We start from the raw sequence: 12,406 nt of genomic DNA on the forward strand, positions 1-12,406 counted from the left end.
CGTTCTCCGTGCCGGAAGGCGTCAGCGGAACCTGCGCACCCCCGACGGCGTCACCACCGCGTCCACCGGCCGGTCGTGCGGCTCCGCGGGCACGCGCGCGACGACCTCCCCGTCGTAGAGCAGCACCAGCAGCGCGGGCCGGGCGCCCGCGGCCGCCAGACGGGCCAGCACCCGGTCGTAGGACCCTCCGCCGCGCCCCAGGCGCAGGCCGCGGCCGTCCACCGCCACTCCCGGCAGCAGCACGACGTCCGCCCGCGTCACCGCGTCCGGCCCCAGGCGCTCCCCGGCGGGTTCGAACAGCTCCATCCGCCCGCCGTGCCGCACGCGCGCGAGGGAGTCCTCCCCGGTGTACTCGCCCCAGTCCAGGTCGTTGTCCGGCAGCAGCGCGGGCAGCAGGACGCGCACCCCCCGCGCGCGCAGCGCCTCCAGGAGCGCGAGAGTGCCCGGCTCGGCGCCCACGGAGACGTACGCCGCCACGGCGCGCGCCCCCGCCACCTCCGGCAGCCCGAGCGCCCGCCCGGCCAGCGCGTCCGCGGCTTCCCGCACGTCATCCGGCGTCAACCGGTTCCTCGCCGCGAGGAAATCCCGCCGCAACGTCCGCTTGTCAGGTTCGTCCGCAGGGCCGTGACGAGACATGAATGACTCCTGTACCGCGCTAATGCGCTCATATGAGCAGCAGTGGTCCCGAGTCACAGATTCTCCCTATAGGCACCGGATATGGTGGCGCGCATGACTCAGTCCCACCCCAGGATCAGCAAGGCTGTCATCCCAGCAGCCGGCCTCGGTACCCGGTTCCTGCCGGCCACCAAGGCCACTCCCAAGGAGATGCTGCCGGTCGTCGACAAGCCGGCGATCCAGTACGTGGTCGAAGAGGCCGTGGCCGCGGGCCTCGGCGACGTCCTCATGGTCACGGGCCGCAACAAGCGCCCCCTGGAAGACCACTTCGACCGCAACTACGAACTGGAGTCCGCCCTCCAGAAGAAGGGCGACGCGGGCCGCCTGGCCAAGGTCCAGGAGTCCAGCGACCTCGCGATGATCCACTACGTCCGGCAGGGCGACCCCAAGGGCCTCGGCCACGCCGTCCTGTGCGCCGCGCCGCACGTCGGTCACGAGCCCTTCGCGGTCCTGCTCGGCGACGACCTGATCGACCCGCGCGACCCGCTGCTCCAGCGCATGATCGACGTCCAGGAGCAGTACGGCGGCAGCGTGATCGCCCTCATGGAGGTCGCGCCGGAGCAGATCCACCTCTACGGCTGCGCCTCCGTCGCCCCGACCGACGAGGGCGACGTCGTCAAGGTCACCGGGCTGGTCGAGAAGCCCGACGCGGCCGACGCGCCCTCCAACTACGCCATCATCGGCCGCTACGTCCTCGACCCGCGCATCTTCGACATACTCCGCAAGACCGAGCCCGGCCGCGGCGGCGAGATCCAGATCACCGACGCCCTCCAGCAGCTCGCGGCGGACGAGAAGGCCGGCGGTCCCGTGCACGGCGTCGTCTTCAAGGGCCGCCGCTATGACACCGGCGACCGCGGCGACTACCTGCGTGCCATTGTCCGACTCGCATGCGAACGTGAAGACCTGGGCCCGGACTTCCGGACCTGGCTTCGCAGTTACGTAGCCGAGGAGATGCAAGTCCGTTGAGCAGCAGCGCGCACCGTGACACCGGCCACGACCACGCCACCGCGGGCCCCGGCCAGGACCGGCTGTGGTCGGTCCAGGAGCACCTGGACGACGTCCTCGCCACCGTCCGCCCCCTGGACCCCATCGAGCTGAACCTGCTCGACGCCCAGGGCTGCGTCCTGGTCGACGACATCACGGTGCCGCTGTCCCTGCCGCCGTTCGACAACAGCTCCATGGACGGGTACGCGGTGCGGGTCACCGACGTCGCGGGAGCCAGCGAGGAGTTCCCCGCCGTCCTGGAGGTCGTCGGGGACGTCGCCGCCGGCCAGGCCGACCCGGTCACGGTGGGCCCCGGCCAGGCCGCCCGCATCATGACCGGCGCCCCGCTCCCGCCCGGCGCCGAGGCCGTCGTCCCCGTGGAGTGGACCGACGGCGGGCTCGGCGAGGGCCCGGTGGCCGGCATGCGCGCCCGCAGCCTGACCCCCGAGGGCGCCCGGGGGCACGTCCACGTGTACCGGCCGGCCGAGGAACGCGCGCACGTCCGCGCCAAGGGCAGCGACGTCCGCTCCGGAGACCGCGCCCTGGCGGCCGGCACCGTGCTCGGCCCGCCGCAGATCGGCCTGCTCGCCGCCATCGGCCGGGGCACGGTACGGGTGCGCCCGCGCCCGCGCGTGGTGGTGCTCTCCACCGGCAGCGAACTGGTGCAGCCCGACGAGCAGCTGGCGTCCGGTCAGATCTACGACTCCAACAGCTTCGCCCTCACCGCGGCCGCCCGCGACGCCGGCGCCATCGCCTACCGGGTGGGCGCCGTCACCGACGACGCCGACACCCTGCGGTCCACCATCGAGGACCAACTGGTGCGCGCCGACCTGATGGTCACCACCGGCGGCGTGAGCGTCGGGGCGTACGACGTGGTCAAGGAGGCGCTGGCGCACGTCGGCGACGAGGACGAGCCGGGCGGGGGCGTGGACTTCCGCAAGCTCGCCATGCAGCCCGGCAAGCCCCAGGGGTTCGGCTCGATCGGCCCCGACCACACCCCGCTGCTCGCGCTGCCCGGCAACCCGGTGTCGTCGTACGTCTCCTTCGAACTGTTCGTGCGCCCCGCGATCCGCACCCTCATGGGCCTGCCCGACGTGCACCGTCCGACGGTCACCGCGTCCCTGGCCGCGGACAAGGCGCTGACCTCGCCGAAGGGCCGCCGGCAGTTCCTGCGGGGCAGCCACAGCGACGGATCGGTCACCCCGGTCGGCGGCTCCGGCTCCCACCTGGTGGCCGCCCTCGCGCACGCCAACGCGCTGATCGTCGTCCCCGAGGACACCGAGTCCGTCGAGCCCGGGGCCGAGGTCGAGGTGGTCCTGCTCGGCTGAGCGGCCCACGATGGCGGTACCGTGTCGCGCACAGCAGGCCCACGCGCCGCACCGCGCCGGGCCAGGACCGGGAGCGCCACACGAGCATGAGTACGCAGGACCGACCGTCCGGCAGCGGACAGGACCCGCAGGACCGGCTGACCCACATCGACGAGGCGGGCGCCGCCCGGATGGTCGACGTGTCCGGCAAGGACGTGACCGCCCGCACCGCCCGCGCCAGCGGACGCGTCCTCGTCGCGCCCCGCGTCGTCGAACTGCTGCGCGGCGAGGGTGTCCCGAAGGGCGACGCCCTGGCCACCGCGCGCATCGCCGGCATCATGGGCGCCAAACGCACCCCCGATCTGATCCCCTTGTGCCACCCCTTGTCGGTCTCCGGTGTGAAACTGGACCTGTCGGTCGCGGACGACGCCGTGGAGATCACCGCCACGGTGAAGACGACGGATCGCACGGGCGTCGAGATGGAGGCGCTCACCGCGGTCTCCGTCGCCGCGCTCACCGTGGTCGACATGGTCAAGGCGGTCGACAAGGGAGCGGTCATCACGGACGTGCGGGTGGAACAGAAGACGGGCGGCAAGTCCGGCGACTGGAACCGGTCATGACGCCGGACGCCTCCGCGGCGGGCGCCCTCCTCGGGCCGTACGCCGCCCTGGTCGTCACGGCGTCCAACCGGGCCGCCGCCGGCGTCTACGAGGACAGGGGCGGCCCGCTGATCGCCGAGGGCCTGCGCCGCTTCGGCTTCGCCGTCGACGGCCCGCAGGTCGTGCCCGACGGCGACCCCGTGGAGGCCGCCCTTCGCGCGGGCGTCGAAGCGGGTTACGACGTGATCGTCACCACCGGCGGCACCGGCATCTCGCCGACCGACCGCACCCCCGAGGCGACCCGCGCCGTGATCGAGCACGAGGTCCCGGGCATCGCCGAGGCGATCCGGGCGTACGGCCGCGACAAGGTGCCGACCGCGGCGCTCTCCAGGGGACTGGCCGGAGTGGCGGCCGGCACGCTGATCGTCAACCTGCCGGGCTCCTCCGGCGGGGTGAAGGACGGCCTCGCCGTGCTGGAACCGCTGCTGAAGCACGCCGTGGACCAGCTGCGCGGCGGCGACCACCCGAGACCCGCCAGTGGTGGGGGTGCGAGCTGAACGGCCCGTCCTGGCCCGCGGAGCTGACGGACGGCGACATCGTCCTGAGGCCGATAAGGCTGCGCGACCAACGGAACTGGCGCGAGGTCAACCGGCGCAACCGGGACTGGCTGCGCCCCTGGGAGGCCACCATCCCGCCGCCCGGACCCGGCGGTCCTATCGCGCACCGGCCCACCTACCGCCAGATGGTGCGGCACCTGCGCTCCGAGGCCCACGCGGGCCGGATGCTGCCCTTCGTCATCGAGTACCGGGGGCGGCTGGCCGGCCAGTTGACGGTGGCCGGCATCACCTGGGGCTCGATGTGCTCCGGACACATCGGCTACTGGGTGGACGAGGCGGTGGCCGGCCGCGGGGTGATGCCGACGGCCGTGGCGATGGCGGTGGACCACTGTTTCCGCACCGTCGGACTGCACCGGGTCGAGGTCTGCATTCGCCCCGAGAACGCACCCAGCCGCCGGGTCGTGGAGAAACTCGGATTCCGCCAGGAGGGCCTCAGGCCGCGTTATCTGCACATCGACGGAGCCTGGCGGGACCATCTCGTCTTCGCACTCACCGCGGAAGAGGTTCCCGAGGGTCTGCTGCGGCGCTGGCACCGGTCACGGCACCGCGGCGCCCCGAACGCCGGCAACACCGGAAACGGCGGGAACCCCGGGAGGACCGGAAACGCCGGTAATTGAATAAACGTTCGAATTTGGTCGGGCCGCGACCAACCCGAATCGGATAATGTCCCGGTCCTGACAGTCGGTTGATCGGATCGGTCACAAGAAAAGTTCGAAATATCAGCCAGATCGTGCGACACACCGGCTCAATTGGCGGATGGCCTCACGCAAACCCCTCTACCGTGTGAGACGTGAGCAGCAGCGGCCTCATCTACGCAGTCATCGTCGGGGCCTGGGCCGCCTACTTGGTGCCGATGTGGCTCCGTAGGCAGGACGAGCTGAACGAGGCCCGTCCGACGGAACGCTTCAGCACCGCCATCCGGCTCCTGTCCGGACGGGCGGGCATGGAGCGCCGGTACGCCAAGGACCGGCGGTCGCGCTCCGCCGACGAGGCGGAGCCCGACGCCGACGCCCCGGACGCCGTCACCGACTCGGTGGACGTCCGGGCCTTCGCCGTGTCCAGAACCCGACGGCACACCCGGCCGGCCCCGTCCCGGCAGCCGGCGGAACGGCCCGAAACCGCACGCCCCCGTGCGGGCGGGCCCGACCAGGGTCCGAGATCCGGGCAGTCCCCGGAACCCGGCCATCCGGCCCGGCCCGGCGCGGCACCGGCGCGGGGGCGGGTGCCGCAGGCCCGGCGCGCACCTCTGTCGCCGGGGGCGGCCGCGGCACGGGCCCGGCGCACCAAGGTCCTCGCCCGCCGTCGGCGTACGACCGTGATGCTCTTCCTGGCCTTCACGCTCGGCTCGGTCGTCGCGGCGGTCGGCGGACTCGCGTTCCTGTGGGCGCCGGGCGTGCCCGCGGTGCTGCTGAGCGCCTACATCGCCCACCTGCGCGCCCAGGAGCGCCGCCGCTTCGCCTTCCAGATGGACCGCCGCCAGGCCGAGGCCGCCGCGCAGCGACTGCGCGACCGCGACCCCCGCCCGCGCCGGCGCGGTCCCGCCGACCCGCCCGGCGGACCCGTCGGCGACCTCGACACCGAGGAGCCGGACGACGGGCCCGACGTGGAACCCGACGCCGGAATGTCGGCGCTCGCCGCGGACCGGCGGGCACTGGTCGAGCAGACCGACCACGCCGAGTGGGTCGACCAGCAGCGGGAACGCCGGGGGCGCCCGCAGGGCGACAGCTGGGACCCGGTCCCGGTGCCCCTGCCCACCTACGTGACCGCGCCGGTCGCCCCCCGCGCCACGCCCGACGTGGACCTCGCGGCCCCGGACGCCTGGAGCTCGGCGCGCTCCAGTTCCGTCGCGCCCGACCAGGAGGACGCCGTAGAGGCCCCTGCCCCGGACCGGGGCCGGCCGTCGGCCGCACCGGCCGAGGAGCGCCCGGAGGCCGCGGGCCGCAGCGACGCCCGCCGCGCCGCGTCCGCCCGCCGGGCCCGGGAGCGGGGCCGCACACCGCTCTTCGACCAGTACGAGGACGGCGACCGCCCCCGCGCGGCCAACGAGTAGCCGGAAGCGATTTTTGAGCAGGCCGGGCGGGGTGCTAGAGTTTCACTCGTTGCAAGGGCCTGTGGCGCAGTCCGGTAGCGCACCTCGTTCGCATCGAGGGGGCCAGGGGTTCAAATCCCCTCAGGTCCACGCACATTGACGAAGGTTCCGGCCGATCATCACGATCGGCCGGGACCTTCGTCGTTTCCCGGTCCCGGTCCCGGCCCTGGCCCCAGCCCCGGTCCCAGCCCCGGCCCCCGGGCCGTCCCGTGGTGCCGGGGCCGACCCCTTCCGCCTACGGGACCTGGAGGGCCTTCGCGTAGCAGAGGCTCTCCTCGTGGAAGCGGTAGTAGCCGAACTTCACGCAGGGCTCGTAGCCGCTGGACGTGTACAGGGCCACCGCCTCCGGCTGCTTGGTGCCGGTCTCCAGGACCATCCGGGCCCTGCCCGCCGCGCGGGCGTCCTCCTCCAGGGCGGCCAGGATGCGCCGGGCCAGCCCGCGCCCGCGCACCTGCTCGACCACGAACATCCGCTTGAGCTCGGCGTCCCCGTCCAGATTGCCCTCGTCGTTGGCGTCCTGGCGGCGCCAGCCGCCGGAGGCGACCGGGACGTCGTTCTCGTCGTACGCGACCAGGTACAGGCCGTTCGGCGGCGCGAAGTCCGACGGGTCCAGGTGCGTGGCGTCGCCGCCGTCGCCGTAACGGAGGTCGTACTCGGCCTGGACCTCGTCGTTGAGCTTCACGGCGTCGGGGTGGTCGAAGGGGACCCTGCGTATGTTCATGCTGCCTACCGTATATCGATGCGGAGTCCGGAGCGGGACATCGTCCAGTGTGCCGGTATCGTGCCCTGGTGCTCACCGTGACCTCCGCCAATGTGAACGGTCTGCGCGCTGCCGCGAAGAAGGGCTTCGTGGAGTGGCTCGCCGACACCTCCGCCGACGTGCTGTGCCTCCAGGAGGTGCGGGCCGAACCCCAGCAGTTGCCCGAGCACGTCCGCACGCCCGACGGCTGGCACGTGACGCACGCCCCCGCCGCGGCCAAGGGCCGGGCCGGCGTCTCCCTCTACACGCGCCGTGAGCCGGACGCCGTGCGCGTCGGTTTCGGTTCGACGGAGTTCGACACCAGTGGCCGTTACGTCGAGGCCGACCTGCCCGGTGTGACGGTCGCCTCGCTCTACCTCCCCTCCGGCGAGGTCGGCACCGAGCGCCAGGACGAGAAGGTCCGCTTCATGGGCGAGTTCCTCGCCTACCTGAAGGAACTGCGCGAGCGGGCCGCCGCCGAGGGGCGCGAGGTCGTCGTCTGCGGCGACTGGAACATCGCCCACCGCGAGGCCGACCTGAAGAACTGGCGCGCCAACAGGAAGAACTCCGGGTTCCTCCCGGAGGAGCGGGAGTGGCTGAGCCGTGTCCTCGACCCGGCGGAGGGCGGCTACGTGGACGTCGTGCGCGCCCTGCACCCGGACGTCGAGGGGCCGTACTCGTGGTGGTCGTACCGGGGGCGGGCCTTCGACAACGACAGCGGATGGCGGATCGACTACCACGTCTCCACTCCCGGGCTGGCCGCCAAGGCCGTCAAGGGGTACGTCGAGCGTGCCGCCACGCATGCCGAGCGGTGGTCCGACCACGCGCCGGTCACGGTGGTCTACGACCGCTGAGGGGCGGCCTCCGTCCCGGCCGCCTGGTCCGTCCGCTTGCGTATCCGCCGGTCCAGCGCCAGGGACAGTTCCGCCTCCACCACGCTGCGGGCCAGCGGGCGCAGGCGGTGGAGTTCCGGTTCGGGGGCGTGGCGCAGGATCAGGTCGGCGAAGAGGTCGGCGAGGGCGTCGGCGTGCTCGCGGACCCGGGCGCCGGCCTGGAGTACCTCGCCGAGCGGGATGCCCTCGCGGACCAGGGCGGAGGAGACCTCGAGGAGGCGGTGGCTGATGTGGACCAGTTCGTCGCCGTCGGTGCCGAGGTAGCCCAGCTCCATCGCGGCGGCCAGGTTCTCGGCGCTGACCTGGCCCTCGAAGCGGGCGGCGAGTTCCTCGGGGGTGAGGCGGACCGGGGTCTCCTCGGTGGGCTCGCCGAGGCCGAGCAGGTCGCCGACGTCGCGGCCGTGGTCGAAGGCGTCGGCCAGTTCCGCGATGCCGTTCAGGGTGTGGCCGCGGTCGAGCAGCGCCGCGATGGTGCGCAGGCGGGCCAGGTGGTGGTCGTCGTACCAGGCGATGCGGCCCTCGCGGCGGGGCGGCGGGATCAGTTTGCGTTCGCGGTAGAAGCGCAGGGTGCGCACTGTGATGCCGGCCAGCCGGGCCAGTTCCTCCATGCGGTATTCACGCTTCTCGGTCACGTCACGACCCTATGGCGTACCGCGGGTAACTTTCCTCCGTCCAACCCCTACCCATGAGTACGGCGCTGCTCTACGCTCCCATTGCGCCAGTGTTCACTGGCACGGTTCCAAGTGGTTCCGAACGGTTCCAGACGGTCCAGGCAAGCGTGGAGGCTCCGGGATGGCCGAGCACGAGCAGGTTCACGAACACGTACGGGTGGCGGTGATCGGGTCCGGCTTCGGCGGGCTGGGGGCCGCCGTGCGGCTGCGGCGCGAAGGGATCACCGACTTCGTCGTACTGGAGCGGTCCGGCAGCGTCGGCGGCACCTGGCGGGACAACAGCTACCCCGGCTGCGCCTGCGACGTGCCCTCCCACCTGTACTCCTTCTCCTTCGCGCCCAACCCCGAATGGCCGCGCACCTTCTCCGGGCAGGAGCACATCCGCGCCTACCTGGAGCACGTCACCGACACCTTCGGACTGCGCCCCCACCTCCGCTTCGACTCGGAGGTGAAGCGGATGGCGTGGGACGGCGAGCAGCTTCGGTGGGAGATCGAGACCGTGCGCGGCACCCTCACCGCCGACGTCGTCGTCTCCGCGACCGGACCGCTGTCCGACCCCAAGATGCCGGACGTCCCGGGGCTCGACACCTTCCCCGGCAAGGTCTTCCACTCCGCCCGCTGGGACCACGACTACGACCTCACCGGCAAGCGCGTCGCGATGATCGGCACCGGCGCCTCCGCCATCCAGATCGTGCCGTCGATCCAGCCCAAGGTGGGCCGGCTCACCCTCTTCCAGCGCACCCCGGCCTGGGTGATGCCCCGCATGGACCGGGCCATCAGCGGTGTCGAGCGCGCCCTGCACCGGGCCGTGCCCGCCACCACCAAGCTCCGCCGCGGGCTGCTGTGGGGCATCCGGGAACTCCAGGTGCAGGCCTTCACCAAGCACCCGAACGAGCTGGGCTTCGTCGAGCGGATCGCCAAGCGCAACATGGGCGCCGCCATCAAGGACCCGGCCCTGCGCGCCAAGCTCACCCCCGACTACCGCATCGGCTGCAAGCGGATCCTGCTGTCGAGCACCTACTACCCGGCGCTCGCCGAGCCCAACGTGGACGTGGTCGCGAGCGGGCTCAGCGAGGTGCGCGGGTCGACGCTCGTCGCCGCCGACGGCTCCGAGGCCGAGGTGGACGCGATCATCTTCGGCACCGGCTTCCACGTCACCGACATGCCCATCGCCGAGCGGGTCGTGGGCGCGGACGGGCGGACGCTGGCCGAGACCTGGAAGGGCGGCATGGAGGCCCTGCGCGGCGGCACGGCGGCCGGCTTCCCCAACTTCATGACGGTCATCGGGCCCAACACCGGCCTCGGCAACTCGTCCATGATCCTCATGATCGAGTCCCAGCTGAACTACATGGCGGACTACCTGCGCCAGCTCAGCGTCCTCGGCGGCCGCACCGCCCTGGATCCGCGCCCGGCCGCCGTGCGCAACTGGAACCACCGGGTGCAGGAGCGCATGAAGCGCACGGTGTGGAACACCGGGGGCTGCACCAGCTGGTACCTGGACGCGAGCGGCCGCAACACCACCGTCTGGCCCGGTACCACCGCCGAGTTCCGGCGCGAGACACGGCGCGTGGACCTCGCGGAGTACCAGGTGCTGCGCCCGTCCCCGCGACCGGTCGAGGCCGCTGACGCGGGCACCGACGCGGACGCCGGGGTGAGCGCGTGAGCCGCCTGCCGCACGTCGCCGACGGGCCGTACGCGCCGCCGGTGCCCGCCCACGAGCTGACCGTCACCGCCGCCGACGGCGCCCGCCTGCACGTCGAGGTGCACGGCCCCGGGAACGCGCCCGCGGTCGTCCTCGCGCACGGCTGGTGCTGTTCCACCGCCTTCTGGGCGGCGCAGATCCGCGAACTCGCCGCCGACCACCGCGTCATCGCCTACGACCAGCGCGGCCACGGCCGCAGCCCGGCCAACCCGGCGTACGGCACCGAGCCGCTCGCCGACGACCTCGAAGCCGTCCTCGAGGCCACCCTCGCGCCGGGCGAGCGGGCCGTGATCGCCGGGCACTCCATGGGCGGGATGACGCTGATGGCGGCGGCGACCCGGCCCGCGGTGCGCGAGCACGCGGCGGCCGTCCTGCTGTGCAGCACGGGCAGCGCCCGGCTGGTGGCGTCCGCCACCGTGGTCCCGATGCGGGCGGGCCGGCTGCGCACCTGGCTGACCCGGCACGTCCTCGGCTCCCGGGCTCCGCTCGGGCCGGTCACCCCGCTCGCCCGCCGGATCCTCAAGTACGGGACGATGGGCCCGCGTTCGAGCCCCCTCATGGTCGACGCCTGCGCCCGGATCGTGCACGCCTGTCCGACCCGGGTGCGGCACGGCTGGTCCCAGGTGCTCGACCTGCTCGACCTCGACCACGGCGTACGGGAGTTGCGCATGCCGGTGGAGGTCGTGGTCGGTACGGCGGACCGGCTGACGCCGCCCGTGCACGCCCGCGCGCTGGCCGCCGCGCTGCCGGACTGCGTGGGCCTCACCGAACTCCCGGGGCTCGGCCACATGACGCCGGTGGAGGCGCCGGACCTGGTCACCGGCAAGATACGGGCCCTCGCGGCCACCTACATACCCAGCGCACGCATACCGAGTGCACGCGGTGAGCGTGCCGTACACGCCGAGGAGAGCGCATGAGCAGGGTGAGCCTGGAAGGGCGGGTCGCCGTCGTCACCGGAGCGGCACGGGGCGTGGGGGAGTTGATGGCCCGCAAGCTGTCCGCGCGCGGTGTGAAGGTGGCGCTGGTCGGGCTGGAGCCCGACGAACTCAAGCAGGTCTCCGCCCGGTTGCACAGCGACAGCGACCACTGGCACGCCGACGTCACCGACCACGAGGCGATGGCGCGGGTCGCGGCGGAGGTGAAGGAGCGGTTCGGGAAGGTCGACATCGTCGTCGCCAACGCGGGCGTGGCCACGGGCGGTCCCTTCGTCGACTCCGACCCCGAGTCGTGGCGGCGGGTGATCGAGGTGAACCTGATCGGCTCGGCGGTGACCGCCCGCGCCTTCCTGCCCGCGCTGCTGGAGAGCCGCGGCTACCTGCTCCAGATCGCGTCGCTGGCCGCCCTCACCCCCGCCCCCATGATGAGCGCCTACTGCGCCTCCAAGTCCGGTGTCGAGGCGTACGCGCACAGTCTGCGCGGCGAGGTCGGGCACCGGGGCGTGAAGGTCGGCGTCGGCTACCTGTCCTGGACCGACACCGACATGGTGCGCGGCGCCGACCAGGACGACGTCATGCGGGAGTTGCGGCAGCGGCTGCCCTGGCCGACCAACAAGACCTATCCGCTGGGCCCGGCGGTCGACCGGCTCGTGGAGGGCATCGAGCGCCGCTCCGCGCACGTCTACGGGCAGTGGTGGCTGCGCGGCATGCAGGGCGTGCGCGGCTACCTGCCGGCCGTCATCGGCACGGTCGGACAGCGCGAGATGCGGCGTTTCGGGGACCGGCTCGACGGCCTGCGGGTGGGGCTGGTCGGCGCCGGCGGAGCGGCCGACGAACAGCGCCCCACCAGGGCGACTACGGTCCGTAAGTGATCGACATGCGCACGGTCACGGCCCGTGTGAATCTGATCGAGCACCCGGCCGAACCGGTCGGGCCCGATCACAGGAGTGAACCCACATGGGTATGAAGGACCAGTTCCAGGACAAGGCCGAGCGCATGCAGCAGCAGGGCAAGCAGCGTGCCGAGCAGGCGCGGGACCAGTTCCAGAACCGCGACCGCCGCCGCGACGAGGACGAGATGGACCCGTCGTCCTCGCGCCGCCGGGAGTCGGAGCACCAGGACCCGTCCTCGCGCCGCCGCGACGAGGACGAGCGGCTCCAGGACAGCTTCGACGCCTGACGCGCCGCCGCTGAAG

14 protein-coding genes and 1 tRNA gene are annotated in these 12,406 nt (G+C 72.9%); 12 read left to right on the forward strand and 3 right to left on the reverse strand.

Translation table 11 applies throughout. From position 1 onward, the window contains the following. Nucleotides 1-21: 21 nt before the first annotated feature. Nucleotides 22-636, reverse strand: a complete 615-nt coding sequence (locus tag NI25_RS22890; protein WP_061444233.1) for a 5-formyltetrahydrofolate cyclo-ligase — start codon at nt 634-636, stop codon at nt 22-24. A 93-nt stretch (nt 637-729) separates the two neighbouring features. Here NI25_RS22890 and galU point away from each other — a divergent pair, with 93 nt between their 5' ends. The 7 genes from galU to NI25_RS22925 all read left to right on the forward strand — a co-directional run bounded on the left by galU (nt 730) and on the right by NI25_RS22925 (nt 6,361). Next, nucleotides 730-1,641 (forward strand): UTP--glucose-1-phosphate uridylyltransferase GalU, encoded by a 912-nt coding sequence (galU, locus tag NI25_RS22895; protein WP_061444234.1) that lies wholly within the window; start codon nt 730-732, stop codon nt 1,639-1,641. Next, nucleotides 1,638-2,987: a gephyrin-like molybdotransferase Glp gene (glp, locus tag NI25_RS22900; RefSeq protein ID WP_061444235.1), complete on the forward strand. Its 1,350-nt coding sequence runs from the start codon at nt 1,638-1,640 to the stop codon at nt 2,985-2,987. The genes galU and glp overlap by 4 nt, the downstream gene beginning before the upstream one ends. A gap of 86 nt (nt 2,988-3,073) precedes the next feature. Then, nucleotides 3,074-3,586, forward strand: coding sequence for a cyclic pyranopterin monophosphate synthase MoaC (moaC, locus tag NI25_RS22905; RefSeq protein ID WP_061444236.1), 513 nt, complete (start codon nt 3,074-3,076; stop codon nt 3,584-3,586). Then, nucleotides 3,583-4,122 (forward strand): MogA/MoaB family molybdenum cofactor biosynthesis protein, encoded by a 540-nt coding sequence (locus NI25_RS22910; RefSeq protein WP_061444237.1) that lies wholly within the window; start codon nt 3,583-3,585, stop codon nt 4,120-4,122. The genes moaC and NI25_RS22910 overlap by 4 nt, the downstream gene beginning before the upstream one ends. Continuing rightward, complete coding sequence (locus NI25_RS22915; protein ID WP_199561120.1) at nt 4,119-4,799, forward strand: GNAT family N-acetyltransferase; 681 nt, start codon at nt 4,119-4,121, stop codon at nt 4,797-4,799. The genes NI25_RS22910 and NI25_RS22915 overlap by 4 nt, the downstream gene beginning before the upstream one ends. Nucleotides 4,800-4,972: 173 nt before the next feature. Continuing rightward, on the forward strand, nt 4,973-6,232 hold the full coding sequence (glpR, locus tag NI25_RS22920) for a gephyrin-like molybdotransferase receptor GlpR (RefSeq protein ID WP_061444239.1): 1,260 nt from the start codon (nt 4,973-4,975) through the stop codon (nt 6,230-6,232). 55 nt (nt 6,233-6,287) lie between these two features. Beyond that, nucleotides 6,288-6,361: transfer RNA gene (locus NI25_RS22925), tRNA-Ala, on the forward strand. A gap of 145 nt (nt 6,362-6,506) precedes the next feature. Here NI25_RS22925 and NI25_RS22930 read toward each other — a convergent pair. Next, nucleotides 6,507-6,992: a GNAT family N-acetyltransferase gene (locus NI25_RS22930; protein ID WP_061444240.1), complete on the reverse strand. Its 486-nt coding sequence runs from the start codon at nt 6,990-6,992 to the stop codon at nt 6,507-6,509. Nucleotides 6,993-7,060: 68 nt separating this feature from the next. On the opposite strand from NI25_RS22930, the gene NI25_RS22935 reads away from it, so the two are divergent. Further along, the gene (locus NI25_RS22935) at nt 7,061-7,864 is read left to right on the forward strand and encodes an exodeoxyribonuclease III (protein WP_061444241.1); all 804 of its coding nucleotides are present in this window, start codon (nt 7,061-7,063) and stop codon (nt 7,862-7,864) included. Here NI25_RS22935 and NI25_RS22940 read toward each other — a convergent pair. Continuing rightward, entirely contained in the window at nt 7,852-8,535 is a 684-nt protein-coding gene (locus NI25_RS22940; protein WP_061444242.1) for a MerR family transcriptional regulator, read from the reverse strand. The two genes, NI25_RS22935 and NI25_RS22940, sit on opposite strands and share 13 nt — an antisense overlap. Before the next feature lie 160 nt (nt 8,536-8,695). On the opposite strand from NI25_RS22940, the gene NI25_RS22945 reads away from it, so the two are divergent. From NI25_RS22945 to NI25_RS22960, 4 genes are all read left to right on the forward strand, one after another. Further along, nucleotides 8,696-10,237 carry a flavin-containing monooxygenase gene (locus tag NI25_RS22945; protein WP_061444243.1) on the forward strand — a complete coding sequence of 514 codons (1,542 nt, stop codon included), beginning with the start codon at nt 8,696-8,698 and terminating at the stop codon, nt 10,235-10,237. Next, nucleotides 10,234-11,193 (forward strand): alpha/beta fold hydrolase, encoded by a 960-nt coding sequence (locus NI25_RS22950; RefSeq protein ID WP_061444244.1) that lies wholly within the window; start codon nt 10,234-10,236, stop codon nt 11,191-11,193. Before NI25_RS22945 ends, NI25_RS22950 begins: the two co-directional genes overlap by 4 nt. Beyond that, on the forward strand, nt 11,190-12,083 hold the full coding sequence (locus NI25_RS22955; RefSeq protein WP_061444245.1) for an SDR family oxidoreductase: 894 nt from the start codon (nt 11,190-11,192) through the stop codon (nt 12,081-12,083). The genes NI25_RS22950 and NI25_RS22955 overlap by 4 nt, the downstream gene beginning before the upstream one ends. An 85-nt stretch (nt 12,084-12,168) precedes the next feature. Continuing rightward, nucleotides 12,169-12,390: a hypothetical protein gene (locus NI25_RS22960; protein WP_061444246.1), complete on the forward strand. Its 222-nt coding sequence runs from the start codon at nt 12,169-12,171 to the stop codon at nt 12,388-12,390. Nucleotides 12,391-12,406 lie beyond the last annotated feature (16 nt).

Origin of the sequence: Streptomyces sp. CCM_MD2014 (genome assembly GCF_000772045.1) — a bacterium.
In the GTDB taxonomy this organism is placed as follows: Bacteria; Actinomycetota; Actinomycetes; order Streptomycetales; family Streptomycetaceae; genus Streptomyces; species Streptomyces salinarius.